General features: G+C 70.9%; 26 protein-coding genes. 19 read left to right on the forward strand and 7 right to left on the reverse strand.

Annotated elements, in window-relative coordinates:
* Window positions 1-720: 720 nt before the first annotated feature.
* On the reverse strand, window positions 721-1,251 hold the full coding sequence (locus VKT83_12705; protein HLY23317.1) for a CAP domain-containing protein: 531 nt from the start codon (window positions 1,249-1,251) through the stop codon (window positions 721-723).
* 279 nt (window positions 1,252-1,530) lie between these two features.
* On the opposite strand from VKT83_12705, the gene VKT83_12710 reads away from it, so the two are divergent.
* The 4 genes from VKT83_12710 to VKT83_12725 are packed head-to-tail and all read left to right on the forward strand — an operon-like array spanning window position 1,531 to window position 6,372.
* Complete coding sequence (locus VKT83_12710; GenBank protein ID HLY23318.1) at window positions 1,531-2,337, forward strand: IclR family transcriptional regulator; 807 nt, start codon at window positions 1,531-1,533, stop codon at window positions 2,335-2,337.
* A complete protein-coding gene (locus VKT83_12715) occupies window positions 2,334-2,813 on the forward strand; it encodes a (2Fe-2S)-binding protein (GenBank protein HLY23319.1) in 480 nt (159 codons plus the stop codon). The genes VKT83_12710 and VKT83_12715 overlap by 4 nt, the downstream gene beginning before the upstream one ends.
* Entirely contained in the window at window positions 2,813-5,362 is a 2,550-nt protein-coding gene (locus tag VKT83_12720; GenBank protein ID HLY23320.1) for a molybdopterin cofactor-binding domain-containing protein, read from the forward strand. Before VKT83_12715 ends, VKT83_12720 begins: the two co-directional genes overlap by 1 nt.
* Window positions 5,362-6,372: an FAD binding domain-containing protein gene (locus tag VKT83_12725; protein ID HLY23321.1), complete on the forward strand. Its 1,011-nt coding sequence runs from the start codon at window positions 5,362-5,364 to the stop codon at window positions 6,370-6,372. The genes VKT83_12720 and VKT83_12725 overlap by 1 nt, the downstream gene beginning before the upstream one ends.
* On the opposite strand, the gene VKT83_12730 is transcribed toward VKT83_12725, so the two are convergent.
* Window positions 6,369-6,707: a cupin domain-containing protein gene (locus VKT83_12730; GenBank protein HLY23322.1), complete on the reverse strand. Its 339-nt coding sequence runs from the start codon at window positions 6,705-6,707 to the stop codon at window positions 6,369-6,371. The genes VKT83_12725 and VKT83_12730 overlap by 4 nt on opposite strands.
* Window positions 6,708-6,844: 137 nt before the next feature.
* On the opposite strand from VKT83_12730, the gene VKT83_12735 reads away from it, so the two are divergent.
* From VKT83_12735 to VKT83_12755, 5 genes are read left to right on the forward strand one after another with little or no spacing between them, the layout of a single operon-like run.
* On the forward strand, window positions 6,845-7,966 hold the full coding sequence (locus VKT83_12735) for a nitronate monooxygenase family protein (protein ID HLY23323.1): 1,122 nt from the start codon (window positions 6,845-6,847) through the stop codon (window positions 7,964-7,966).
* A 1-nt stretch (window position 7,967) separates the two neighbouring features.
* Entirely contained in the window at window positions 7,968-9,014 is a 1,047-nt protein-coding gene (locus VKT83_12740) for a thiamine pyrophosphate-dependent dehydrogenase E1 component subunit alpha (protein HLY23324.1), read from the forward strand.
* A 52-nt stretch (window positions 9,015-9,066) separates the two neighbouring features.
* Window positions 9,067-10,041 (forward strand): alpha-ketoacid dehydrogenase subunit beta, encoded by a 975-nt coding sequence (locus VKT83_12745; GenBank protein ID HLY23325.1) that lies wholly within the window; start codon window positions 9,067-9,069, stop codon window positions 10,039-10,041.
* Between the two features lie 39 nt (window positions 10,042-10,080).
* Window positions 10,081-10,767 (forward strand): AzlC family ABC transporter permease, encoded by a 687-nt coding sequence (locus tag VKT83_12750; protein HLY23326.1) that lies wholly within the window; start codon window positions 10,081-10,083, stop codon window positions 10,765-10,767.
* Window positions 10,764-11,069: an AzlD domain-containing protein gene (locus VKT83_12755; GenBank protein ID HLY23327.1), complete on the forward strand. Its 306-nt coding sequence runs from the start codon at window positions 10,764-10,766 to the stop codon at window positions 11,067-11,069. Before VKT83_12750 ends, VKT83_12755 begins: the two co-directional genes overlap by 4 nt.
* A 1-nt stretch (window position 11,070) precedes the next feature.
* Here VKT83_12755 and VKT83_12760 read toward each other — a convergent pair whose 3' ends face one another.
* Both VKT83_12760 and VKT83_12765 read right to left on the reverse strand, forming a co-directional pair.
* Complete coding sequence (locus VKT83_12760; protein ID HLY23328.1) at window positions 11,071-12,246, reverse strand: amidohydrolase/deacetylase family metallohydrolase; 1,176 nt, start codon at window positions 12,244-12,246, stop codon at window positions 11,071-11,073.
* A gap of 12 nt (window positions 12,247-12,258) precedes the next feature.
* Window positions 12,259-12,831, reverse strand: a complete 573-nt coding sequence (locus VKT83_12765; GenBank protein ID HLY23329.1) for a gamma carbonic anhydrase family protein — start codon at window positions 12,829-12,831, stop codon at window positions 12,259-12,261.
* A 137-nt stretch (window positions 12,832-12,968) separates the two neighbouring features.
* Between VKT83_12765 and VKT83_12770 the strand changes: the two genes are divergently transcribed.
* Window positions 12,969-14,561 (forward strand): benzoate-CoA ligase family protein, encoded by a 1,593-nt coding sequence (locus tag VKT83_12770; protein ID HLY23330.1) that lies wholly within the window; start codon window positions 12,969-12,971, stop codon window positions 14,559-14,561.
* A gap of 17 nt (window positions 14,562-14,578) precedes the next feature.
* Window positions 14,579-15,358, forward strand: coding sequence for an enoyl-CoA hydratase/isomerase family protein (locus tag VKT83_12775; GenBank protein HLY23331.1), 780 nt, complete (start codon window positions 14,579-14,581; stop codon window positions 15,356-15,358).
* Here VKT83_12775 and VKT83_12780 read toward each other — a convergent pair.
* Together VKT83_12780 and VKT83_12785 are read right to left on the reverse strand one after the other, a co-directional pair.
* The gene (locus VKT83_12780; protein ID HLY23332.1) at window positions 15,345-16,226 is read right to left on the reverse strand and encodes a GNAT family N-acetyltransferase; all 882 of its coding nucleotides are present in this window, start codon (window positions 16,224-16,226) and stop codon (window positions 15,345-15,347) included. The two genes, VKT83_12775 and VKT83_12780, sit on opposite strands and share 14 nt — an antisense overlap.
* A complete protein-coding gene (locus VKT83_12785; GenBank protein HLY23333.1) occupies window positions 16,223-17,158 on the reverse strand; it encodes a PaaX family transcriptional regulator C-terminal domain-containing protein in 936 nt (311 codons plus the stop codon). The genes VKT83_12780 and VKT83_12785 overlap by 4 nt, the downstream gene beginning before the upstream one ends.
* Window positions 17,159-17,297: 139 nt before the next feature.
* Between VKT83_12785 and VKT83_12790 the strand changes: the two genes are divergently transcribed.
* Genes VKT83_12790 through VKT83_12825 form a run of 8 tightly spaced genes read left to right on the forward strand, consistent with a single transcriptional unit; the run spans window position 17,298 to window position 23,091 of the window.
* Window positions 17,298-18,230, forward strand: a complete 933-nt coding sequence (locus tag VKT83_12790; protein HLY23334.1) for a Phenylacetic acid catabolic protein — start codon at window positions 17,298-17,300, stop codon at window positions 18,228-18,230.
* A gap of 2 nt (window positions 18,231-18,232) precedes the next feature.
* The gene (locus tag VKT83_12795) at window positions 18,233-18,598 is read left to right on the forward strand and encodes a metal-sulfur cluster assembly factor (GenBank protein HLY23335.1); all 366 of its coding nucleotides are present in this window, start codon (window positions 18,233-18,235) and stop codon (window positions 18,596-18,598) included.
* The gene (locus VKT83_12800) at window positions 18,598-18,825 is read left to right on the forward strand and encodes a hypothetical protein (GenBank protein ID HLY23336.1); all 228 of its coding nucleotides are present in this window, start codon (window positions 18,598-18,600) and stop codon (window positions 18,823-18,825) included. Before VKT83_12795 ends, VKT83_12800 begins: the two co-directional genes overlap by 1 nt.
* A gap of 6 nt (window positions 18,826-18,831) precedes the next feature.
* Window positions 18,832-19,653, forward strand: a complete 822-nt coding sequence (locus VKT83_12805) for a Phenylacetic acid catabolic protein (protein HLY23337.1) — start codon at window positions 18,832-18,834, stop codon at window positions 19,651-19,653.
* Window positions 19,650-19,877, forward strand: a complete 228-nt coding sequence (locus VKT83_12810) for a hypothetical protein (GenBank protein ID HLY23338.1) — start codon at window positions 19,650-19,652, stop codon at window positions 19,875-19,877. The genes VKT83_12805 and VKT83_12810 overlap by 4 nt, the downstream gene beginning before the upstream one ends.
* Before the next feature lie 14 nt (window positions 19,878-19,891).
* Window positions 19,892-20,806, forward strand: coding sequence for a CoA-transferase (locus VKT83_12815; protein ID HLY23339.1), 915 nt, complete (start codon window positions 19,892-19,894; stop codon window positions 20,804-20,806).
* Window positions 20,806-21,576, forward strand: coding sequence for a CoA-transferase (locus VKT83_12820; protein ID HLY23340.1), 771 nt, complete (start codon window positions 20,806-20,808; stop codon window positions 21,574-21,576). The genes VKT83_12815 and VKT83_12820 overlap by 1 nt, the downstream gene beginning before the upstream one ends.
* Window positions 21,577-21,621: 45 nt before the next feature.
* Complete coding sequence (locus VKT83_12825) at window positions 21,622-23,091, forward strand: aldehyde dehydrogenase family protein (protein ID HLY23341.1); 1,470 nt, start codon at window positions 21,622-21,624, stop codon at window positions 23,089-23,091.
* An 87-nt stretch (window positions 23,092-23,178) separates the two neighbouring features.
* On the opposite strand, the gene VKT83_12830 is transcribed toward VKT83_12825, so the two are convergent.
* Window positions 23,179-24,939, reverse strand: coding sequence for an adenine deaminase C-terminal domain-containing protein (locus VKT83_12830; GenBank protein HLY23342.1), 1,761 nt, complete (start codon window positions 24,937-24,939; stop codon window positions 23,179-23,181).
* Window positions 24,940-24,993: the final 54 nt, after the last annotated feature.

Genomic DNA, 24,993 nt, shown 5'->3' on the forward strand with positions numbered 1-24,993 from the left:
CGGAACGACCGGCGGCACAACCGGCGGGACGACCGGGGGAACAACCGGCGGAACGACCGGCGGCACAACCGGCGGGACGACCGGCGGAACGACCGGTGGAACAACGGGCGGAACGACCGGCGGCGTGTCGACCGGCGCGACGACCACGACTAGCGTAAGCAGCGGTGCCACCGTCACTCTGCCACCTGAGTCGAACGGCGAGTCCGCTGGGGGCGGCGGCGCGGAAGCCGGCGCGGCCGGTGCTGGGGCTGCAGGAGCTGCAGTGGTTGCGGCTCCGATTGAAGCCGCTCCGGCGGCTCAGCCAGCGGCGCCGGAAGTTGTCACGGCGGCTCCCGGTGCGGTAGCTCCAGGCGCGGCTCCAGGCGCGGCGGCTCCTTCGGCTCCGGCGGCAGCAGCGCCGGCTCCAGCGGTACTGGGCGCGCAGCAGACCGCGCCATCCGCTCCAACGCAGCCGGCGATACTGGGAGCGGCGCAGGTCAAGCCGCGTACGCTTCCGTTCAACGGACTCTCACCGGCTTGGGCGACGCTCGTGACCGGCGGGCAGTGGGTAGGATCCCTGCTCGGCATGCTCGGGCTGCTGCTCTTCGCGCGGGGGTTCCGTAAGCAGACGTAACGTTCTATGCGGTTCTAAAGGTGACGAATCGGCAATTGACCCGCGCGGGGCGCAGCCCCGCGCGGGTCAACCGTTTGCTCGGGCAGAAGCGGCTCGAGAAATTCGAACTAGTCGGTGAAGTCCTCGACGACGATCACGCCGTGCGGTCCGCCATCCATCACGCCGATGCCGATCCAGCGATAGACCGGCGAGAGGATGTTGGCGCGGTGTCCCGGGCTGTTCATCAGCAGCCGGTGGGCTTCCTGGACGTCCTGCGCGTACGCGAGATTCTCACCGACGTGCCACGGCGAGAGTCCCGCGGCTTCCACGCGCGCGAGCGGCAGCCGGCCGTCCCGTGATTCGTGCGAGAGATATCCATAGGCAAACATGTCGGATCCGTGCGTTCTCGCGACCGTGCGGAGGGTGGTGTTGGCCCTCAGCGGCGACAGCCCCGCCGCCTCGCGGGACTGGTTGAGGAGAGCCAGCATCGTGACCTCCATCACCGACGATGCCGGAGCCTCTGCGATCCGGTACGGCAGTGTGTAACTGCGGGTCAGTTCGGTGCGGTTAGGCGCGGGCGCGGAAGCGATCGCGGCCGACGCCGCGGTGAAAACGATGACTGCGAGCAGTGCGCCGGCGCATGTCGAAACCCTGCGCATCGGTCTCTCCCCCCGAATGAAACTTCCCTTCGGTCAGTGGCTAATTTACTCGACTCATGCCCCACCGCGCCATAGGTTGGCGGCCCGATTGTTGGCAAAAGCGGCGGGGTGGCCGCCGCAGTTCCCTGGGGACGATAATGCCTCGTCGGCCGCAGGGCAGGAGCTGGACGCGCCCTCGCAGTAGTTCTATCTACGGAACTAGTGTTCGGAGTATCGAATCATGACGACCCGTCCCGGGCGCGGCGGAATCTCGCGCCAGACGGGCAGGGAGGCCCGATCGTGCCGGATACCGCGGTACGCCTTACCTCGCGTTCCGTGCCCGCCGTGGCCCGCGCGGCCGGCATCCTTCGCGCGCTGGCCGGGCGGCGCGAGGCGAGCCTCACCGATCTCGCGCGCGCGGTCGGCATCTACAAGAGCACGGCGCACGGCATCCTCGGTACGCTCAGCGCCTTCGACCTCGTGGAGCGGGACCCGGCGACGCGGCGCTACCGGCTCGGGTCCGCGCTGGTGGCACTCGGCCGGGCCGCGCAGGACCCGGACAACCTCGGCAGTCTGGCCCGGCCGCACCTCGTCGACCTGAGCCGGCTCAGCGCGGAGACCGTCGCCCTGCACACCGCGGACGGCGACGGCTCGATCATCGTGGCGAGCGAGGAGTCGCCGCAACGTCTCAAAGTGACGGCCCCGCCCGGCTTCCGCATGCCGCCGCACGCGGGCGCCGTGGCCAAGGTGATCGAGGCGTTCGATGCCGCGCCCCGCAGCCTGCCCGCGGTCCTGCCGGCGTATACCGGCCGGTCGATCACCGAGATGGACCGGTGGCGGCGGGAACTCGGCAAGGTCCGGCGCGCGGGATTCGCGCTCGACGACATGGAGTTCCAGGAGGGCATCCGGGCGGTGTCGGTGCCCGTGCTCCTCGGCGGTGCGGGCCGGCGCGAGTTGATCGGCGCGTACTCCATTATCGCGGTCGCTTCCCGGGTGTCGATGGCGACGCTGCGGGAGTGGGTACCGGCGCTGCGGACATCGGCACAGGGCCTGGCCGAGGCCCTCCGGCAGGCCAGAGACCCGGGACCGCGTGACGGGACGCCATGAAAACCGCGCTGGCCCTCCGCGTCAACGGCGAGACCCGCGATCTCATCGCGCCGGTGCACAAGACGCTGCTCGAGGTGCTCCGCGAGGACCTCGGATTGACCGGAACCAAGCACGGCTGTGAACTGGGTGAGTGCGGCACGTGCACGGTGCTCGTCGACGGCGAGCCGGTGTTGAGCTGTCTCACCCTACCCGTGGACGTTCAGGACAGCGAGATCACGACGATCGAAGGGGTGGCCGCGCCCGGCGCGCCGCATCCGCTGCAGGCGGCGTTCGCGGATCTCGGCGCGGCGCAGTGCGGGTACTGCACGCCCGGCATCGTGCTGGCGGCGAAGGCGCTGCTCGATCGCAACCCCGCGCCGTCGCGCGAGGCCATCGCGTCCTGGCTCGCCGGGAATCTCTGCCGCTGCACCGGCTACCTGAAGATTCTCGAAGCGGTCGAGCTGGCGGCGCAGCGCATGCGCGAAGGAGCACGTTGATGGCGGACCACGGCAAACTGCGCATCATCGGGCGTCCCTGGCGGCGCGTGGACGGGCCCGGCAAGACCACCGGACAGACGGTCTATGCCGACGACCTGCTGCTGCCCCGCATGCTGCACGGCCGGCTGCTGCGAAGCCACCTGCCGCACGCGCGCATCCGGCGTCTCGACGCAAGCCGCGCCCGGGCCATGCCCGGAGTGCACGCCGTCATCACCGGGGCCGACCTGCCGGTGAAGTTCGGCATCATGCCGAGCAGCCAGGACGAAGAGACCCTGTGCCTGGATAAGGTGCGCTACGTCGGCGATCCGATCGCCGCCGTCGCGGCCGTGGACGAGGAGACCGCGGAGCGGGCGTGCGGGGCGATCGACGTCGAGTACGAACCGCTCACGCCGGTCATGTCGATCGACGAGGCGGCCGCCCCGTCCTCGAGCGGGGGGACCGTCCGCATCCAGGACTACGGCGACGGCCCGGGCCCTCACGTGCACAAGAACGTCTCGCTGGAGTTCGGCGACGTGACGGCCGGCTTCGCGGCGGCGGAGCACGTGCGCGAGGACGTGTTTTTCTTCCAGGGCAACACGCATCTGCCGATGGAGCAGCACAGCGCCGTCGCGCAGCGCGACGCGGCGGGCCGCGTGACCCTCTGGACGTCGTCGCAGACGCCGCATTACGTACACCGGGCGCTCAGCAAGGTCCTCGGCCTGCCGATGAGCGCGATTCGCGTGATCGCCACGCCGGTCGGCGGCGGCTTTGGCGGCAAGAGCGACCCGTTCAGCCACGAGATCTGCGCCGCCAAGCTGGCCCTCCTGACGGGCCGGCCGGTGAAGATCACGCTCACACGCGAAGAGGTGTTCTACGCGCACCGCGGCCGGCACCCGGTGCTGATGTGGATCCGCACCGGCGTCCGGCGCGACGGCCGGATCACGGCCTGCCACATCCGCACGTTTCTCGACGGCGGCGCCTACGGCTCGTACGGGGTCGCGACGACCTATTACACCGGCGCGCTGCAGACGGTGACGTACCGCATTCCCGCGTACAAGTTCGAGGGCGCGCGGTTTTGGACCAACAAGCCGCCGTGCGGTCCGAAGCGCGGCCACGGCACGCCCCAGCCCCGCTTCGGCATCGAGATCCAGTTGGACAAGCTCGCCGAGGACCTGGGCATGGATCCCGCCGCGATCCGCCTCGTGAACGCGACCGCGCCGTTCACGCGCACGGTGAACCACCTCCGGATCACGAGCAACGGCCTGCGGGAGTGCATCGAGCGCGTCGTCGCGGCGAGCGGATTTCGCGAGAAGCACCGCCGCCTGCCGGCCGGACGCGGCATCGGCCTCGCGGTGAGCGCCTATCTGAGCGGCGCCGGTCTCCCGATCTACTGGAACGACATGCCGCACAGCGAGGTGCAGCTGCGCGTCGATCGCGGCGGCGGGGTCACCCTCTACTGCGGCGCGATCGATATCGGGCAGGGGAGCGATTCGGTGCTGGCCGGCGTCGCCGCCGAGGTGCTCGGGCTCGACCCCGCCGAGATCAGCCTCGTCACTGCGGACACGGACCTCACCCCCATCGACCTCGGCTCATACAGCAGCCGCGTGACGTTCATGGCCGGCAACGCGGCGCTCGCCGCCGCCGGCAAGGCCCGCGACCTCCTCTGCGCCGCGGTGTCCGAGCATCTCGAAGTCGACCGCGACGACCTGGTCGTCGGCGACCATCGCATCCACGCGGCCGGCGATCCGCCCCGCGGCGTGACGTTCGCGGAGGCCGCGGCCCTCGCGGAGGCGATGTTCGGCGCGCTCACCACGGTGGGCTCGTACCGGCCGCCGCGCCTCGCCGGGCCCTACAAGGGCTCGGGGGTCGGGCCGTCGCCGGCCTACTCCTTCTCCGCGGCGGCGGTCGAGGTCCAGGTGGATCGGGCCACCGGCGACGTGCGGGTGGAGCGGGTCTGGATCGCGCACGACATCGGCCGCGCGATCAACGAGACGCTGGTGATCGGACAGATTGAGGGCAGCGTCTACATGGCGCTCGGCGAGGCCCTGATGGAGGAGCAGACCTTCCGCAAGGGCCTCCACAAGATTCCGTCGATGCTCGAGTACAAGAGCCCGACGTTTCTGGAGATGCCGCCGGTCGAGACAATCCTGGTCGAAAGCGACGACCCGGAAGGCCCCTTCGGCGCGAAGGAGGCGGGGCAGGGACCGCTCCTGCCCGTGATCCCTGCCGTCGCCAACGCGGTTCACGACGCGGTGGGCGTGCGGATCGACGAGATTCCGATCTCGCCCGACAAGGTGCTCGCCGCGATGGAGCAGCGGGCGAAGGGCGGACCCGCGCGCGTCGGGCCGCGCGGCATCCCCGCGTTCCCGTTTCGCCCGCCGCTTGTCGTCGAGCCGCCGGCCGGATGGGATCAGGCGTGGCGGCCGGATACACTCGTGGCCGGTGGCGCGCAGGGCCCCGCGCGGCGCCTCCATACGGGGACGGACCTCGACGCCGCCGGGAGCGCCCGTCGCGGTCGAGACCCCGGGCGCGCGACCGGCCCGGACGCCGCGGACAGGGAGGACCGCTGATGCTGCGTCTTCCGCCGTTCGTGTACCTCGCGCCGCGCACCTTGGAAAAGGCGATCGGCTTCCTCGGCGAGACCGCCCCCGACGGTATGCCGGTCGCCGGCGGCACGGACCTCTATCCGAACATGAAGCGCCGGCAGTTCGAGCCGAAGACGCTCGTGGGGCTGCGCGGCATCCCCGAGTTGCGGCGGCTCGCCGGCGATCCGGACCGCGGGATGACCGTGGGCGCGTGTGTGACCCTGACCCGCCTCGCCGCCGACGCCGGCATCGCGGACCGATATCGCGCCCTGGCGCTTGCGGCCGGCGCCGTGAGCACGCCGCCGCTTCGCAACATGGGCACGATCGGCGGCAACCTCTGCCTCGACACGCGGTGCAACTATTACAATCAGACCTTTCACTGGCGTAAGTCGATCGGCTTCTGCATGAAGAAGGACGGCGACATCTGTCTGGTGGCGCCCGGCAGCCCGCGCTGCTGGGCGATCTCCTCGACCGACACGGCGCCCGCCGCGATCGCCCTCGACGCGCGGCTCCGGCTCGTCGGACCGGGCGGCGAGCGGACCGTCCCGGCCGCCGAGTTCTACCGAGACGACGGAATGCAGTACCTCGCCAAATCCCCGGAGGAGCTGCTGGTCGAGGTGATCCTGCCGCCGGCCGACGGGTGGCGCTCGACCTATTGGAAGCTGCGGCGGCGCGGGTCGTTCGATTTTCCCATTCTCGGCGTTGCGGCCGCGCTCCGATTCGAGCCTGACGGCCGCATCGCGGATGCGCGGATCGTGCTCGGCGGGGTCGCCTCGCATCCCGTGGAGGCCCCGCAGGCGGCGGCGCTCTTGCGCGGGCGGCATCCCGCCGAGGATCTCGTGGCGCACGCCGCGCAGGCGGCGGCCCAGCCGTCGCGGCCGCTCGACAACGCCGATTTGACGATCGGCTACCGCAAGAAGATGACGCGGGTCTATGTCGAGCGGGCCCTCCGGGAGCTGACCGGATTGTCGGTCGAAGGGGCGGCGGCCGGCTAATATTCGGGCGGCGCGTAGACGTTGACGGTGACGAGCGGGTCTCCACCGGTGTTGCGGATTTCGTGATGCTCGCCGGCTTCGATGAGCAGGAGGTGTCCCGTCTCGATCGGCACCGTTCGCCGCTCGACGGTCGCCTCACCGCGGCCCGCGATGACGTAGAGCCACTTATCCGCGCCGGCGTGGACGTTGTCGTCGCCGCCGGTGGACTGACCGGGCTTGAGCACCATCGTCGCCGCCTGCGATCGGGATGTCCCGGCCACCACATCGAAGAATCCCTTTGCAGCGTTTGCGCGCACCGTCTTCATCGCGTCTCCGCCGAGGTCCGACGTCTTCAAGGGATGTTTCCGCGGGTCCGATTTGCCGTCCGGATAATCCCTTCCGCATGACGAGGCCGCTCTCCGGCCGTTGTAGAATGAAATCGCGACGTGGACGGCGGCCCCTGCGAACGGCGGCCGCGGCATGGAGGTGGCGTGTGGACCGGGCCCTACGGACGCCGCTGTGTGATCTTCTTCATATCGACTACCCGATCATCCAGTCCGGCATGGGGAATGTCGCCGGTCCCGACCTCGTGGCCGAGGTGGCAAAGGCGGGCGGACTGGGCATCTTGGCCGGGCTCGGCGTTCCGCCCGACGAGCTGAGCCGGCGCATCCGGCAGGTGCGCGAGCTGACCGATCGTCCTTTCGGCGTCAATCTCTGGCTGCACACCGAACTGCGGCCGCCCGTCGATCCGGCGACCATTCCGGGCGAGACCGTGGCCGCCGTGCAGGGCACGCTCAATCGGTTCCGTGGGCGCCTCGGAGTGCCCGCGACCGACGCGCGTCCGCCGCGGCTCCCCGACCTCGTGGATGCGCAGTTCGACGTGATCCTGGAAGAGCGCGTTCCGGTATGGAGCATTGGCTTGGGCAACCCCGGTCCCGAAATGGTGCACCGCTGCCGCGAGCGCGGCGTCAAAGTCCTGGCGATGGCGGCGCGGCTCGACGACGCGAAGGCGCTCGAGCGGTCCGGGGTGGATGTGATCGTCGCTCAAGGCGGGGAGGCCGGGGGCCATCGGTCCACGTGGGTGAAAACCCGTACCGCGGAAGAGGCAAGCGTCGGCCTCGTAGCCCTGGTGCCTCAAATTGTCGACGCGGTCCGGGTTCCGGTCGTCGCGTCAGGCGGTATCGTTGACGGCCGTGGGCTCGTTGCCGCGCTCGCCCTCGGCGCGCAGGGGATTCTCCTCGGGACGCGATTCGTCGCGACGCGAGAATCAACGGCCCCGGAGTTTTACAAGCGGGCGCTCATCGAGCGCGACGGGAGCGCGACGTCGGTGACCGACGCGTTTACCGGTCTCTTCGCGCGGGCCCTGCGCAATTCGTACGCGGAGGAATACGCGCGGTCCGGCGCCCCGGTCCTGCCGGGTCTCGCCCAGCGGGCCGCCGCGCAGGACGTGTTCACCGCGTCCGCGGCGCGAGGGACCGGAGAGTACTTCCCGATGTTTGCGGGCCAGGGCGTCGGCTTGATTCGCGACCTGCCGGGCGCCGGCGACGTCGTGCGGACGATCGCCCAGGAGGCGCGGGCCGTGCTGGCGAGTCTTCGCGTCGAAGACCTTCCATAATATGGCGAAGTCCATGCCGGCCGACAAGAGGCCGGCCACCGTGAAATCAAAGCGCGAGTCGCCGCGAAGCGAGGAGCGTGCCGGCCGCCTGCCGGCGGACCGGCTGCTCGAGATGCTCTACTTCATGCGCCTCCAGCGCGCCGTCGAGGACCGAGGCGTCAAACTCTACTACCAGGGCCGCATTCCGGGCGCGTACTTCACGGGGTGGGGCCACGAGGCGATCGTCGTCGGCGCCGCCGCGGCACTCGCTCCCGACGACCTGCTCGCCCCGATGCATCGCGATCTCGCCGCGTACATCATGCGCGGCATCACGGTCGGCGAAGTCTTTGCACAGTTCCTCGACCGCGAAGGCGGCCCGACGCGGGGGCGCGACGGCAACGTCCACATGGGCGACCCGCGCCGCGGGATTCTGCCGTTCATCAGCCACATGGCGGCCTCCGTGCCGGTCGCGGCAGGCATGGCGCTCGCGTGCCGGCAGCGCGGCGAAGCCCGCGTCGTCCTGACCTTTTTTGGCGACGGCGCGACGAGCACGGGCGCATGGCACGAAGGCGTCAACTTCGCCGCGGTGTTCCGGCTGCCGGTCGTCCTCGTGCTCGAGAACAACCAGTACGCGTACTCGACGCCGCTCGACCGGCAGACCGCGGCGCAGGCGTTCGTCGACAAGGCCGCGGGATACGGGATCCCGGGCGTGGCGGTTGACGGCAACGACGTGCTGGCGGTCCACGAGGCAGCGGCGGCGGCGGTGGTGCGCGCGCGGGACGGGGCGGGTCCAACGCTCATCGAGTGCCGCACGCTCCGCGTCCGCGGGCACAGCGAAGCCGACAAGTTCTCATACGTCCCGAAGGCCCTGCTGGAGGAGTGGGCCGCCCGGGACCCGATCGTGGCGTTCGAGGAGCGGCTGCGGGCCTGGGGCGTGCTCAGCGCCGAGATCGACGAGGCGATGCAGTTCCGGGTCGCGCAGGACGTCGAGGACGGTCTCGCCTGGGCGGAAGCGAGCCCCGAGCCGGATCCGGCCACGGTTACGCACGGCGTGTACGCCGAAGAATGACGGACGGGGCGGCGCGGCCGGCCGGGACCGCGCGGCCGCGGAAGGAGCGGCGGTGGCGCAACTGACGTATCTCGAGGCGATCCGCGAAGGGCTTCGCGCGGAGATGCGGCGCGACCCCCGCGTGTTCGTGCTGGGCGAGGACATCGGCGTCTATGGCGGCGCGTTCAAGATCACCGAGGGGTTCCTCGACGAGTTTGGTCCGTGGCGGGTCATCGATGCGCCGCTCGCGGAAACCGCCAACGTCGGCGCCGGGATCGGCGCGGCGGTGATGGGGATGCGGCCGGTCGTCGAGATGCAGTTCGCGGATTTCGTCACGGACGCGTTCACCCAGGTCGTGAACATGGCGGCCAAGTACCACTGGCGGACACGGATGCCGCTGCCGCTCGTCCTGCGCATGCCGTACGGCGGCGACGTCAAGGGCGGCCCGTTCCATTCGCAGTGCATGGAGGCGTGGTTCGCGCACACGCCCGGCCTCAAGGTCGTGGCTCCCGCGTTCGCCGAGGACGCGAAGGGCCTGCTCGTCGCCGCGATTCGCGATCCGAACCCCGTGATGTATTTCGAGCACAAGCACCTCTACCGCTTCCGGCGGGAGGAGGTGCCCGACGGCGAGTACGCCACGCCGATCGGGCGCGCCCGACTGGTCCGCGAGGGGACCGCGCTGTCCGTGATCTCGTACGGGTGGATGCTCCACAAATGTCTGGAGGCGGCCGGTCTCGCCGCGGCGGACGGCATCGCGGCGGAGGTGCTCGATCTGCGCACGCTCGCGCCGCTCGATCGCGATGCGATTCTCACGTCGGTGCGCAAGACCGGCAAGGCGCTCATCGTGCACGAGGCGTCGCGGACCGGCGGCATCGGCGGCGAGATCGCCGCGCTGATCGCCGAAGAGGCCTTCGACTCGCTGGACGGCCCGGTCATCCGTCTGGCGAGCGAAGACACACCGGTGCCGCACAACACCGGCCTCGAGGCGGCGTTTCAGCCGACGGTCGCGGAGATCGCGGACGCGATGCACCGGCTGGCCGCGTACTGAGCCGCGGCCGCGCCGTTGACGGACCGCCCTGCAGGTCGCGTGGATGATGGGATAGCGCAGAGCGGATTCTGGAACGGATTTCTGCAGACGGTGCCGCTGTGGGCGGGCGTCGCGCCGTTCGGCGCCGCCTACGCGCTCGCGGCGCACGCCGCCGGGCTCGGCGCGGCGGAGATAGCCGGCATGTCGATCCTCGTCTACGCCGGCAGCGCGCAGTTCGCCGCGGCAGCCTTGTTTGCGGGAGGCGCCGGTCCCCTTGCGATTCTGCTCACGACGCTTGTCGTGAACACGCGGAGCGTCCTCCTGTCCGCGTCGCTGGCGCCGCCGCTGCGCCGGTATTCGCGAATGCTGCGGGCCGGCGTCGCGTTCGTGATCGTGGACGAGTCGTATGCGATGTCGATCGGCCGTGTGCTGCGCGGCTCAGGCCCGCCGTATCTTCTGGGATCGGGGACGAGTCTCTACCTCGCGTGGCTCGGGGGTACTGCGGCGGGCATCGCCCTCAGCCTGGGGGCGTCCGGCCTCGGGCCGATCGGCTTGGATCTCGTTTTTCCGCTGAGCTTCTTCGTTCTCCTGATGCCGTATCTCGGGTCCCCGGCGGCGCGCATTGCCGCCGCCGTGGCCGGCGGCCTCGGCCTCGCGGCCCGCCTCATCGTTCCGGGGTCCTGGTATCTGCTGATCGCCGCGGTCGGCGGGACGCTCGCGGGCGCCGCCGCCGAACCCCGCCGGTGAACCACTGGCTCGTCATCGTCGCGATGGCGGCGATCACCTATGTGCTGCGGGCGGCGCCGCTGATCGTGCCCATGGGGCGAATCGAGGCCGGGCTCGAGCGTCGTCTGCGCCATCTGCCGCCGGCGCTCTTCGCGGCGTTGATTGTGCCTGCGCTGCTGGCCCCCGCCGGGGCGCTGCTCGGGGGCGTCCGTCTGTGGGCCGGTCTCCTCGGGTTGGTCGTCGGCTGGCGCACGCGGAGTATCCCGGTGACGATCGCCGCCGGGCTCAGCGCCTACGCGCTGCTGCGCTGGCTCGCCCCGTAGGTCAGTCCGGCGCCGGTCGCGGCTCGAGCACCTCCCCGCCGGCGATGGTCAGCACCGGTACGAGCCGCCGGCGTCCCGTCATCGTCCGTCCCGTCACATCCACGTACTCGAAGGCGCCGGTCCGGTCGTCGAGCACCGTGACGTCGGCCGGCGAACCCGGACGCAGCGTGCCGAGGTCGGGGCGGCCGATCGCGCGCGCCGGCGCGGACGTCGCCGCCGCGATCACCCGCTCGAGCGGCATGCCGAGGCTCAGCAATTTGGACATCGTGGTCGGCAGATCATAGGCCGGGCCGTCGATGCACAGGGCGTGGACGTCGCTGCTGATCACGTCCGGCAGGAACCCTTGAGCGAGGCACGCCTCGGCGCTTTCGAACGAGAAGCTTCCCATGCCGTGCCCGATGTCGATGACGACGCCGCGCTCCCGCGCTTCCCACAATTCCGGCAGGATGCGGCCCGTGACGCCGGGGTCGACCGTCGGGCCGTTCGGGAACGGCCGGAAGGCGTGGGTCAGAATGTCGCCCTTCCGCAGCAAGGGCAGGACCTCGCGCCGCGTCGGCGGCGGGTTGTCGGTGTGCACCATCATCCGGACGCCGAGCGCCTCTGCCGCCTGAAGGGTATGCTGCAGCGGCGGCAGCCCCCGGCCTTCCCCCGCGATGAGCCCCAGCCGTACTTTCATGCCGACGATGAGATCGCGGTGCTCGTGGCCGACGCGCACCGCTTCGTGCACGTTGAGCAGCCGCAGATCGATGGACTCGCCGACCATCACGCGCCGCGAGAACGCGAAGATGCCGGCAAAGCTGATGTTGAGAAACGGCAGCACCCGGACCTGCGCCCGCTCGATCAGGTGCCGGCGGAATCCCGGGAAATTACCGGCCCCGCTGCTGCCGGCGTCCACGTGCGTCGTCACGCCCGAGGCCGCCGACAGCGCGTCCGGATCGACGCCGAGGGAGGTGCCGCCCCAATAGACGTGCGTGTGCAGATCGATCAGGCCGGGGGTGACGAGCCCGCTCCGGACGTCGATCGTGCGCCGGGCCCGCTCGTGCGGCAGCGAGGGTGCCACCGCGGCGATCCGTCCGCCGGCGATGGCCACGTCGGCCCTCCGCGGGCCCGCCTCGTCGCCGCCGGCGGCGGGATCGAGCACCGTCCCGCCGCTCAGCAGCAGATCATAGTCCGGCACGGGGCGCCTCCGCTATCCGGGCACCGGGCCCTCTGACGCCCGGCCGCCGGCCGTTCGCGAGGCGGCGCTCGACGCGCCGTGTTCCGCCAAGTACCGCCGCGACAACCGCACGTAGGCCGGGCCGGCGCGGGCGATCCACTGCGCCGCTACGCCCTCGAGCGGCTTGCGGATCCGGCAGGGCGTGCCGGCCGCGAGCGTGCGGGCCGGTATTTTGGTGCCGTCCGTGACGACGCTGCCCGCGGCGATGAGCGCTTCCTCGCCGACGACGGCTTCATGGAGCACCACCGCATTCATGCCGACCAGCGCGCCGCGCTCGATCGTGCAGCCCTCGAGCACCGCGCCGTGGCCGATCGTGACGTCGTCGCCGATGACGGTGGCGATCCGGTCGGTGGTGTGCAGCACCGCGTTATCCTGCACGCTGGTCCGCGCGCCGATTTCGATTCGCCCCACGTCGCCGCGCAGCACCGCGCCGAACCAGACGCTGGCCTCGTCGCCGATCGTCACGTCGCCGATGATGGTGGCGCTCGGCGCGATGAAGGCGCTCTCGGCGATCCGCGGCGTGCGTCCGTGGAATGGAAGAATCATTCTCGATCCTCCTGTCGACCTGCGGGGCTCGCCGCATCGCTTCGCGAACGGGCCGCGGCCGGCCTGCTCCGTCCGATGCGGGGCCGTGCCGCGGGCGGCGAAGGAGACCGTCTTCGGGTACGCGAACCGACCGCGCCATGGACTTGTCGCTCGACATCCCCGACGCGTTCAACGTCACGACCGCGTTCGTCGACCATAACCTCGAGACGGGCCGGGAACGCGCGGTGGCGATCCACGCGGACGATCGCCGCATCTCCTACGGCGAACTCGCCGCGCAGGTCAACCGCGCCGGGAACGCGCTGCGCGGGCTCGGCGTCCGGCCGGAGGAGCGGGTCTTTCTGCTCCTGCTCGATTCCCCGGAATTCGCCTATCTGTTCTGGGGCGCGATCCGGATCGGCGCGGTGCCGGTCCCGACGAACACGGCGTTGCGGTCCCAGGACTATGCGTACATGCTGCGCGACAGCCGCGCGCGCGTCCTGGTCGTCAGCGACGCGCTCCTTCCGGCCGTCGAGCCGGCGCTGCGGGACGCGCCGGATCTGCGCCACGTCGTGGTCGCCGGGACGAACGCGGTGCCGGCCGTGCCCGGGCCCGCCCGGCACGCTCTCGCCGATCTGCTGTCGGCGGCGGACGATCGGCTCGCGCCGGCGCCGACCCACCGCGACGAGCCGGCGTTCTGGTTGTGGAGCAGCGGGAGCACCGGCGCGCCGAAAGGCACCGTGCACCTGCACCACGACATGCTGTGGGCCGCGGAGCTGTACGGGCGGGGCGTGCTCGGGATCGAGCCCGACGACGTGTGCCTGTCGATCGCGAAGCTGTATTTCGCCTACGGCCTCGGCAACGGACTCTACTTTCCCCTGCGCGTCGGCGCGTCGACCGTGCTGTTTCCCGGCCGCTTCGACCCGCCGACGTACTTCGGGCTGATCGAGCGCCACCGGCCGACGCTGTTCTTCGGCGTGCCCACGGCATATGCCGCGATGCTCGCCGCGGACGGCCCGAAGAGCCTCGGCGCGGTGCGGCGGTGTGTCTCGGCCGGCGAGCCGCTGCCGGCGGCGATCTTTACGCGGTGGAAAGAGCGGTTCGGGGTCGAGATCCTGGACGGGATCGGGTCGACCGAGGCCCTGCACATCTACATCAGCAACCGGCCCGGACGCGTGCGCCCCGGCAGCAGCGGCGAGGTGGTCCCGGGATATGAGGTGCGGATCGTGGACGAGGGCGGTCGCGACCTGCCGCCCGGCGAAATGGGCGACCTGCTCGTGCGCGGTGACAGCGTTGCCGCCTATTACTGGAACAAGCACGCGCAGACCCGGCGGACGTTCGCGGGCGAGTGGTTCCGGAGCGGCGACAAGTACTATCGCGACGACGACGATTACTACTGGTACTGCGGCCGTTCGGACGACATGCTCAAAGCGGGCGGACAGTGGGTGTCCCCCGCGGAGGTCGAAGCGACGCTGATCCAGCACCCCGCGGTGCTCGAGTGCGGGGTCGTCGGCTGCGCGGACGCGGACGAACTGGTCAAGCCCTACGCCTTCGTCGTTCTGAAGGCCGATCAGACCGGGTCGGACGCGCTCGCGCGCGAGATTCAGGCGTTCGTCCGCGACAAGATCGCGGCGTTCAAGTATCCGCGGTGGATCGAGTTCGTCCCGGACCTGCCGAAGACCGCCACAGGCAAGATTCAGCGGTTCCGGCTGCGCGAACGGCTGTCGCCGCCGGCGGCCTCCGCTTCATCGTAGACACTGGAGGGGACCCCATGGGAGAGATGATCAGCCTGGAGCGCGAAGGCGCCGTCGGCGTGATCTCGCTGCACCGCGCACCCGCCAACGCCTACAATCCGCAGTTCGCCGGCGAGTTCCAAGCGGCGGTCGACGGCGCGCGCGACGATCCCGCCGTGCGGGCGGTGATCGTGCGGAGCACCCTGCCGAAGTTTTTCTCCGCCGGGGCCGACGTGAAGTGGTTCGCCGGGTCGACGCTCGAGGACAAGGTCATGTTCATCACGCACATGCACGAGGTGCTGCGCCGCGTCGAGACGACCCCCAAGGTGTTCATCGCGGCGATTGCCGGGCACTGCCTCGGCGGAGGCATGGAAATTGCGCTGGCGTGCGACCTGCGGTTCGCCGCCGCGGGGGCGTACGGGCTCGGCCAGCCCGAGATCTCGCTCGGCATCATCCCGGGAAACGGCGGGACGCAGCGGCTGCCGCGCCTGATCGGCAAGAGCCGCGCGCTCGACCTGATGATTACCGGACGATCGGTCTCGCCCGACGAGGCGCTCGCGATCGGGCTCGTCGACCGCGTGTTCCCCGCGGAGGAGTTGTTCGCCAAAACGGCCGCGTACGCCGACGGACTGGCCAACGGCGCCGCGGTGGCCGTGGGGTTGATCAAGCTCACGGTCAACCGGGGGCTCGAGATGGCGCTCGACGATGCGCTGGCCTACGAACGGGAGGCGCTGTTCCGGGCGTTCATCACCGAGGACGGGGTGGAGGGCGTGCGCGCGTTCTCGGAGCGGCGGCCGGCGCAGTTCAAGGGGCGGTAGATCCCGCGGGCGCGTTCCGGATGAACTGGTACTCGGCGGCGTCGCAGACCGGCTCGTAGCCGATGCGCTGATAGATCCGGTTGGACGTCGGGTTCGTCAGATCGGTGTAGAGCATGCAGAAGCGGCGGCCCTGTTCCAGCAGCCGCCGGCTGAGCTCCGCCACGCACGCCGTCCCATAGCCGTGATTCCGAAACTCCGGCGGTGTGTAGACGGGGCCGAGCTTGATGCCGTGCCGGGTCGTTCCGCCGTATCCCGCGACGCATCGCGGACCGGCGTCGTCCCAGAGCACGAAGCCTTCGCCGGGACTGCCGAGCCGCGTGTTCAGCACGGTCTCCGCTTCGCCGGCGGGACGGTTCCCTTCTCCGAATGCCTCTGTGCCGAAGGCGCGCAGCCAGTCGAGCAGCAGCGGGCGGTCCGCGTCTTCGGCCGGGCGGAGGCGGCCCGGGATGGCCGGCACCGGCCGGACGGCGTCGAGGCGGTGGATCCGCTCGTGCAGCGCGAGGCGGCTCGGCTCGCCCGTGAGCCGCTGCCAGGCCGCGACGAACTCCGATGCGACCGGATCGGGTGCGTGCACGCCGGGCGGCGTGGGCCGCAGCGTGGCGGCGTCTTCGGCGAGCGCGCGGACGGCGCCAGGCCGGGTGGTCTGCGACACGACGAGCCGGTACAGCGAGGTCATCATCGCCGCGCCGGCGATCTCGCCGCGATCGAGTGCCGCGGCCAGATACACATCCTCGGCCTCGGCCGGATCGCGCGCGGCCAGGCGCGCCGGAATTCCGAGCAGGAGGTTGTGACACGCCTCGTCGCGGAGCAGAAACGGCTCGACGGCGTCGAGAAACGCCCGCGGCGTGCCGTAGCGAACGACGTTCATCGGCGTGCGGCCGCGCGTCCCATCACGCGCGCGGCGAACCGGTCGGCCCGCGGCGCGAGCAGGGCGTACGTCCGGCGAAACAGCGCCGCCGCCTCCCGGTCGGGACGCCGCGACGGCAGAAGCCGGTCCGGAAGTCCCGGGTCCACGAACAGGAACTTGCGGTACTCGTGGACGAGCCGGATCTTCTCGGCGAAGCACGCGTCGTCGGCGATGGCGCCGGCGAGTATCCGCCGGCGCAGCGACGCGGCGCGCGGCCGGGTCGCCGTGATGAACCGGCGGTACTGCGCGGCGATGCGGTCCAGATTCCAGCAGCGTTCGGCGAGCGCCCGGTCGTCCGCCGGACCGAGGCTTCGCGCGTCGAAGAGCGCGACCGCGCCGTCGAGTCTGTGCGCCGCGCTCAACGCGCGCAGCACGCCGGCCAGATCATGCGTGGTCACCCACGTGCCGCGGGACAGCGGCCCCAAACCGAGCCAGGCCAGTTCGCGCCGAAGCCGGTCCCGGGCCGCCCGCCGCGCCTCCGGAATGACGTAAGTGAAGAGCCGCCAGCGTCCGTCCCACGCCTCCGCGGTCGTGCGGTACACTCGCCGCACGCCTTGTTCCAGGCGAAGCGCGCCGGCGGGGGTGAGCGAGTAGAACGCCCGCCGGCCGCCGCGGCGGCGGCTGAGCCACCCGCGGCGGGTCATGCGCGACAGCGCGGCGCGGACCGCGCGCGGTGTGAGCCCGAGCGGCGCCATCAGGCCGATCAGAGTGGCGGCGCCGATCTCGTCGCAGCGCGCACGGACGGTGTCGCCCCACACCGTCACGAGCAGCGACCGGGCGCTGCCGGCGGACCGCCTGCCCGGCGGACTCGCCCGCCGCCATGAAATTGCGGCCGGCCGGGGGATGCCTGCCGCCCGCCGGCCGGACCGTCGATCCGGCACGCGATCGATCATGCGCCGCCTTTCACGGGGCATCGTTGTGGTATAATAATTATACACGCTATTCACGTCGTTCGTGCAAAAATCGTAGTATATTAGCCGGGCCTCCTCCGCGGATCTCCGCGGCGGGCGGGGCCGGGCGCGGAGGTCGACGGTGGGCACGCCGACGGACGAACAGATCGTCGAGCGCATCCGGCAGGGACACATCATCGAGACGCCCGCCGAGATGAGCGATGACTACCGGCGCACGCTCATCCACATCCTCACCGTGTCCGCCGACACCGAAATGATCAGCGCCCCGAGCTACTACACCGCGGCCAAGGACTCGCCGTCGATGAACAACCTCATCTCGGCGCTCGCGATCATCCAGGACGAGTTGAGCCACGCCCACATCGGATACCGCATTCTTCAAGATCTCGGCGTGGACACGGAGACGCTGATCTACGACCGCGCGCCGACGGCGTTCAAGCACCCGTACGCGTTCGACGTGCCGCTGCGCTCCTGGGTCGAGCTGATCGTCGCCAACGCGTTCTACGACCGCGCGGGCTTCGTGCTGCTCGGCGACGTGTACCGGCACTGCAGTTACGGGCCGTGGCGGCGCGCGCTGGCCAAAGTCGACAAGGAGGAGAATTTCCATCTGCGCCACGGGGAGAACGGGATGCGCCGGCTTGCCTCGGGCGGCGGGCGGGACGACGTCCAGCGCGCGATCGATTGGATGTTCCCGATGACGGTCGAGTGGTTCGGTCTCCCGGACACCCTCAAGACCCACGGGCGCCAGATCGCCTACAAGCTGAAGGGCAGCACCAACGACCAACTGCGCCAGCAGTGGCTGCGGACCGCGGTGCCGCTGTGCGAGGGCCTCGGCTTCACGGTGCCGGCGCATCACGAGCAGGCAACCGACACCTACGTGCTCGACTATCCGCTGCCGGTCGACTTCGACGAAGGCGAGCGGCGGTGGCTGATGGACCGGCCGATCACGTGGGACGAGGTGCTGGTGCGCTGGAAGCTCCGGGGGCCGGGCAACGGGATGCTGGTCGACATGTTGCAGCGCGGCCGCCGGCAGATGCGCGCGCTGTCGAGGCACTGACGATGGCGGTGGAGTCGCCGGTCGAGCGGACGTCAGGCGGGGCGGCGGCCCCGGAGCCGGTGACGCCGGAACAGGTGCTGGCGGCGATGCGGGACGTCGCCGACCCGGAGTGGCCGGTCAGCATCGTCGACATGGGCCTCGTCTGCGGGGTGGCCGTTGAGGACGGCGTCGTCCGCGTCACGCTCACCTTTACGTCGACCGCGTGTCCGTGCATGGAGATGATCCAGGACGACGTGCGGGAGCGCCTGCGCCGGCTGCCCGGCGTCCGCGACGTCGTGTTTGCGATCACGTGGGATCCGGTGTGGACGAAGGCACGGCTGAGCGACGCCGCCCGGCTGCAGTTCCGCCGCTGGGGCGTCTCCGTCTGATGCACACGATCGGCGACGAGCCCGTCTACGAGGTCTTCGCCCGGCGCGTGGAAGGCGAGCCGCTTCGCCACGTGGGATCGGTCGCCGCGCCCGGCGACGCGCTGGCGCGCGTCTACGCACGCAGCATCTACGACGAGGAATCGTGGCTCGAGATGTACGTCGTTCCGCGGCGCGCGATTATCGCGGTCGGCGACGTGCGCGACGAAGCGGTCGACGCGCATGCGTGACCGCCGGTGAGCGCGCCGTCCCCTGAGGGGACACTCCTGGACCGGCCGTCGGCGCTTCCGGGCGGCTGTGTGGCGCCGCTCGTCGATCTCGTCACGGCGCTCGCGGACAACAAGCACGCGCTGGGACTCCGGTACGCGGAATGGTGCAGCAGCGGCCCGACGATCGAGGCCGGGGTCGCGGCCACCGCGATGGCGCAGGACGAACTGGGCCACGCGCGCGTGCTCTACGGCCTGCTCGAAGAGCTGCCGGGCGCCCCGCGGCGGTCGGAGCACGAGTGGTCGGCCGCGGACGCCCGGACCGTGGCGTTCGTCGACCGCGCGTTCGCGGGCTGGCCGCAGCTGATCGTCGCCAACCTGATGCTTGATCGGGTGCTGGCCACGGTCCTCGAGGCGGCGCTCGACTCGCGCTACCTGCCGCTCCGGCAGCGGGCACGAAAAATCATCGAAGAGGAACGCTATCACGCGATTCACGGGCAGAGCTGGCTCGCCCAGCTCGCCACGGAGGGGCCGGAGGTGCGCGCGGAGCTGGCCGCGGCGCTGCGCGACATCTGGAGTGACGCGCTCTGCTGGTTCGGCCGCGGAGACGGCGGAGCGCTCGGCACGCTGGTCGACGCGGGCGTGCTCGGCGCGGCCGGGGATGCGCTTCGCCGCCGCTTCCTCGCACAGCTCGCGCCGGTTCTCGCCGCCGCGGGCGTCCCGGCGCCGCTGCGCGGTGCCGGCCGGCAGGCGGCCGGCAACCATGAAATCGAAAGGGGCGCAGGCTGGGAGCCGTCGGAGCCGCTGCCGTGGGGCCGCTGGGACGAACGCGCGAGGAGGGTGAGGCCGTGACCGGCCGTGAGGGCGCGCGCCCGGACGGGGCCGGCGCATCCGCGCCCGCCGCGGGGGCCGTGCCGGAGTGCCCCTTCTGCGGCTCGCATGAGACGGAGCTCATGAGCCTCTTCGGTTCGTCTGCGCTCACCTCGCAGTACTACTGCCGCGGCTGCCGCAGCGCGTTCGAGCAGGTGAAATGGGGCACCCCGCCGCCGCCCCCCCCTTCCAGGCGGGATTCCTGATCGGAGCGGACCTCGTGTCGAAGGTGATGCCGCTCCGCGACGCCGTGTCGCAGTACGCGCGCGACGGCGCGGTCATCGCGATGGGCACGGGGCTCGAGTCGTGCATTCCCTTCGCGGCGGGACACGAGATCATCCGGCAGCGCCGGCGCGATCTGACGCTCGTCGGCCCGATCTCGGACATCCTGTTCGACCAGCTCATCGGCGCCGGATGCGTCGCGCGCGTGATCGCGGCGTGGGTCGGCAACGTCGGGGCCGGGATCGCGTACAATTTCCGCCGCGCCGTCGAGGAGCAGATCCCGCGGCCGCTCGCGATGGAAGATCACTCAAACCTGACGGTTGCGCTCGCCCTCGAGGCGGCGGCCCGCGGGGTCCCGTTTCTGCCGTCGCGGACGGTCCTCGGCAGCGAGATCCTGCGCGGCCACGAGCGCCTCAGGGAGATGACCTGCCCGTTTACCGGCGAGCGCCTCCTCGGGGTCGGGGCCCTCGAGCTCGACCTCGCGATCCTGCACGTGCCGCGGTGCGATCGCGGCGGGAACGCGCACCTGTGGGGGAACCTCGGCGTCACGCTCGAGGCGGCGCGCGCGGCGCGGCACGTCGTGCTCACGTGCGAGGAGCTGGTCGACGAGACGGTGATCCGCAGCGATCCCAACCGGACGCTCATCCCGGGGTTTCTGGTCGGCGCGGTGTCGGTCGTGCCGTACGGCTCGCATCCCTCGCCGACGCAGGGGTACGTCAACCGCGACGACCGGTTCTACGACGAGTACCACGCCGAGACCAAGACGCGCGAGGGATTCCTCGGCTGGCTCGACCGCATGGTGGCGGGAACGCCCGACCACGCGGCGTACGTGGCGCGGCTTGGGGCGAGCCGGGTCGAGAGCCTGCGTCCCCGGACGGCGCGCCTCGCCGCCCCGGTCGACTACGGGCTGTGATGCGCGCGGAGGCGCCGGCCGCCACGCGGCGTCAGATCATGGTGGTCGCGGCCGCCCGGCAGATTCGCGACACGGAGATCGTCTTCGTCGGCATGCGCCTGCCGCTCTTGGGCTTTGCCGTGGCCAAAGCGACCCACGCGCCGCGCGCGGTGGGGCTGTTCGAGAACGGGGTGATCCGAGACACGCCCCCGGCCGGCGCGCTCATTACGATGGGCGACCCGCCGAATATCGCCGGCGCGGTGATGTGCACGACCCTGCTCGACGTGATGAGCCACCTCGAGCGCGGCCGCGTCGACGTGGGGTTCCTCGGCGGCGCGCAAGTAGACCGGTTCGGCAATCTGAACACCACCTGGGTCGAGGAGGGCGGAAGGCGTGTGCGCCTGCCGGGCAGCGGCGGGGCGGCCGATATCGCGGCGCTGTCGCGCCGGACCGTGGTGATCATGCGGCACGAACTGCGGCGTTTTCCCGAGCGCGTCGGCTATCTGACGTCGCCGGGATACGGCAGCGGAGGGGCGTGGCGCCGCGAGGCGGGGCTCCCGCGGGGCGGCCCCGCCCGCGTGATCACGAGCCTCGCCGTCATGGGGTTCGATCCGGCGTCGGGCGAGATGGTGCTGGAGAGCGTGCACCCGGGGGTGACGATCGGCGAGGTGCGCGCGCACACGGGCTGGGATCTGCGGGCCGCGGCGCGGCCGGATACGACGGCGGTGCCGACCGCGGAGGAACTCGCCGTGCTGCGGCGGTTCGATCCGGACGGCGCGTGGACGGGATAGCGTTGAAGGCGTAGATCGGCGACTCGGCGGACGGGAGGGACGGGAATGTCCGAAGCAACGGCACAGCAGGTGGCGACGTACAAGAACTTCATCGGCGGTGAATGGCGCGATTCCAAGGGCGGCGCCTTCGAGGTCCGCAGCCCGGCCAACGGGGAGCTGCTCTACCGGGCCCAGCGCTCCACGGTGGACGACGCGCAGGCCGCCGTTCGTGCGGCGCGCCAGGCCTTCGAGTCCACGGAGTGGCGCGAGGACACCGCGATGCGCACCGCGGCGTTGACGAAATTCTCCGAGGCGGTTCGCGTCCGCCACCAGGATCTCGCCACGCAGCTGACCCGCGAGAGCGGCAAGCCGTTCCCGATCAGCCGCGGCGAGGCCCTGCGGCTCGCCGAGACGATCAGCTACTACGCCGGCCTCGCGCGCTGGATCTTCGGCCGTTCGCAGATTCCGCAGCCCAACAGCATCAGCATGATCATGCGCGAGCCGGTCGGCGTGGTGGCGATCATCGTGCCGTGGAACGCGCCGCTCGCGCTGCTGGCCCGGGCGATCGCGCCGGCGCTCGCCGCGGGCAACGCCGTGATCGTCAAGCCGGCGAGCTACACCGCGGGCTCCACCGTCGAGCTCGGCCGCATCGTCGAGGGCATCGAGGAGTTTCCGAAGGGCATCGTCAACATCGTGACCGGCCCCGGCGAACCCGTCGGCGCCGAGCTGGCGCGCCACGACGACGTGGACATGGTCTCGTTCACCGGGGACACGTCGACCGGACGCGAGATCATGCGGCTCGCCTCCGGCAACCTCAAGAAGATCTCACTCGAGCTCGGCGGCAAGTCGCCGACGATTGTGTTCGCGGACTCCAACTTCGACCGGGCGATTCGCGGCGCGATCAACGCCGCCTCTTTCTACAACGCCGGGCAGATCTGCATCGCCGGGACGCGCGTGCTGGTCGAGGAGAGCGTGCACGGCCAGTTCGTGTCGCGGATCCAGGAGATGGTTCCCAAGATGAAGGTCGGGCCCGGGTGGGAGAAGGGCGTCGAAGTCGGCCCGGTGATCTCGGCGGCGCAGATGGAGAAAGTCACGGGGTTTATCGAAGCCGGCAAGAAAGAGGCGCGCCTCCTCGTCGGCGGGCAGCGCCTCACCGACGGCGACTTGGCCAAGGGCTACTTCCTCGCGCCGACGGTCTTCGACGAGATGTCGCCGGACGCGACGATCGCGCAGGAAGAGATCTTCGGCCCGGTGATGGGCATCACGACGTTCAAGGACGTGGACGACGCGATTCGGATCGCCAACCACACGCGCTACGGCCTCGTGGCCGCGGTGTGGACGCGGGACATCAACAAGGCGATGAAGATCGCGATGCGCGTGCGCGCCGGGTCCGTGTGGATCAACACCTTCGGCAAGATGTACCAGTCCACCGAGATGGGCGGCTTCAAGCAGTCCGGTCTGGGCCGCCAGTACGGTCTCGAAGGTCTGTTTGAATATACGGAGCTAAAGCACGTCAACATTCAGATCGAAAAGTAGATAAGGCGTTGGGCGCGCAGCAAGCCCGATCGACGCCCGTTCGCCATTAGTTCAGGCGACTGCGGCAGAGGGAGGGTTTGCTGCGCGTCAGAGATCTTGCCTGGGCACGATCACCTTATTGCGTCGTACGTCCCATATGCCTCGATACGTAATCCGCACGTCCGGCAGCGAGTCCAGCGGCAGAAACAGCAGCGTGTAGTGCGGATCCGTGTGCGGGTACCCCCGCGCGCGGAGGAACGCGTAGAGCGCCGCCGCCCGCTCCGCGATCACCGGCAGCCGGTCCGGCGCCATGATGCCGCCGATCGGCAGCGGCAGTTCCAGCACCGTCCGGCCGTCCTCGACGGCGACGATGCCGCCGCCGAGCTCCAGCACCCGCCGCGCGGCGCGGGCCATGTCCCCGCTGTGCTGCCCCAGCACGGTGAGGTGCGCCGTGACGTTGAAGGTGGAGGCGAGCCCGCCGAGGCGCTCGACGAAGTTGCCGAGCGCGCCGCGAACGATCCACCGGCCGCGCGGATCGATGAGCGCGCATCGCACGACGGAGGACGGCAGGGTCAGGCGGCCGTCCCGCACCGTCACCGGCACGTCCGTCCGCCGCGTGATCACGCTGTTCTCGAGGACGATCGCCGGGAACGCCGCGCCGCCGCCGGCCGGCGCCGGCGCCGGGATCTCGAACAACTCCGGCGCGGGATCCCAGTCCGGCGCGAAGCGCCGCGGAACGGCTTCCGACCAGGCGATCTCCGGGAACGCCGCGGTGCAGACGCCGTCCTCCGCCGCGATGCGCCCGTCCGCGAACACGGTGGACGGCCGGGGTTCGCGGAGATCGTCGAGCACCAGGATGTTGGCGCGCCGGCCCGCGGCGATGCCGCCGAGATCCTCGTCGAGCCCCAGGTACGCGGCCGGCGCCAGCGTCGCCATCTGGTAGGCGAGCACCGGCTCGATGCCGGCGGCGATCGCCTGCCGGATCACGTGGTCGAGGTACCCTTCGCGCGCGATCGTCGCGGCTTCCGGGCCGTCGGCGGTGAGCATCAACCGGCCGGACCGGGCGCGTTCGGGCGTGATTGCCGCCGCGAGCGCTGGGACGTCCGGACGCAGCGACGAGTGCCGCAGCATCGTATATAGGCCGGCGCGAAGACGGTTCGTCACTTCGGCCGCGGTGATCCCCTCGTGGTCGGAGGACCAGCCGGCCGCCGTGAGCGCCGTCAGGCGATCGTAGGACGCGCCCGGCGCGTGCCCGTCGACGCGCCGCCCGGCTTCGAGCGCGGCGGCGATCTTCTGCATGAGGTCGTGGTCGCCGTAGTACACGGCGGGCCACCGCGTCACCTCGCCTACGGTTCGCACCGCCTCGAGCGCGAGGAGCGCGCGCACGCGCTCGAGCGCGAAGGGCCCTTCGTCCGGCAGGTGTGACGGCGCGTGGAGACGGATTGCCCAGAAGAGACGCACCGGCATCGACGCCAGCGTCTCGAGGAGCGGCGCGAGGCGGCCGGCCGGCGTCTGCAGCATCAGCTGCATCGCATCGGCGACGAGCGTGGTCGTGCCGGTTCGCAACACCTCGCGGGCAAACTCCACCGGCGTCGCCATCCCGGTGATGTGGGTATGCGGATCGATGTATCCCGGCGCCAGCACCTTCCCCGGATACGACAGCACACGAGTGTCCGGACCGACCATGCCGCGGTTCAGTCCGACATAGGCGATCCGCCCGCCCGCGATCGCGACGTCGGCGCGATATAGCTCGCCGCTGTATACGTTCAATAGAAGCGCGCCCTCGAGGTAGAGATCGGCCGGACGGCGCCCGGCGGCGACCTCGAGCAGGAGCCGCAGCTCCTCCAGGGTCCGGCTGGTGTGCCTCACGCGCCTCAGTCTAGCACGGGCGGCGGCGAGAGGATGCCGGGCGGCGCGGCGCAA

The organism is bacterium (assembly GCA_035308905.1).
Lineage (GTDB): Bacteria > Sysuimicrobiota > Sysuimicrobiia > Sysuimicrobiales > Segetimicrobiaceae > DASSJF01.

Excerpts from the sequence above, each read along its gene's own strand:
- VKT83_12775 (HLY23331.1), top strand. The coding sequence starts at position 14,579 with ATGGGAGAGATGATCAGCCTGGAGCGCGAAGGCGCCGTCGGCGTGATC.
- VKT83_12770 (HLY23330.1), top strand. The coding sequence starts at position 12,969 with ATGGACTTGTCGCTCGACATCCCCGACGCGTTCAACGTCACGACCGCG.
- VKT83_12825 (HLY23341.1), top strand. The coding sequence starts at position 21,622 with ATGTCCGAAGCAACGGCACAGCAGGTGGCGACGTACAAGAACTTCATC.
- VKT83_12705 (HLY23317.1), bottom strand. The coding sequence starts at position 1,251 with ATGCGCAGGGTTTCGACATGCGCCGGCGCACTGCTCGCAGTCATCGTT.
- VKT83_12765 (HLY23329.1), bottom strand. The coding sequence starts at position 12,831 with ATGATTCTTCCATTCCACGGACGCACGCCGCGGATCGCCGAGAGCGCC.
- VKT83_12740 (HLY23324.1), top strand. The coding sequence starts at position 7,968 with ATGGCGAAGTCCATGCCGGCCGACAAGAGGCCGGCCACCGTGAAATCA.
- VKT83_12785 (HLY23333.1), bottom strand. The coding sequence starts at position 17,158 with ATGATCGATCGCGTGCCGGATCGACGGTCCGGCCGGCGGGCGGCAGGC.
- VKT83_12780 (HLY23332.1), bottom strand. The coding sequence starts at position 16,226 with ATGAACGTCGTTCGCTACGGCACGCCGCGGGCGTTTCTCGACGCCGTC.
- VKT83_12800 (HLY23336.1), top strand. The coding sequence starts at position 18,598 with ATGCACACGATCGGCGACGAGCCCGTCTACGAGGTCTTCGCCCGGCGC.
- VKT83_12795 (HLY23335.1), top strand. The coding sequence starts at position 18,233 with ATGGCGGTGGAGTCGCCGGTCGAGCGGACGTCAGGCGGGGCGGCGGCC.
- VKT83_12820 (HLY23340.1), top strand. The coding sequence starts at position 20,806 with ATGCGCGCGGAGGCGCCGGCCGCCACGCGGCGTCAGATCATGGTGGTC.
- VKT83_12720 (HLY23320.1), top strand. The coding sequence starts at position 2,813 with ATGGCGGACCACGGCAAACTGCGCATCATCGGGCGTCCCTGGCGGCGC.
- VKT83_12725 (HLY23321.1), top strand. The coding sequence starts at position 5,362 with ATGCTGCGTCTTCCGCCGTTCGTGTACCTCGCGCCGCGCACCTTGGAA.
- VKT83_12715 (HLY23319.1), top strand. The coding sequence starts at position 2,334 with ATGAAAACCGCGCTGGCCCTCCGCGTCAACGGCGAGACCCGCGATCTC.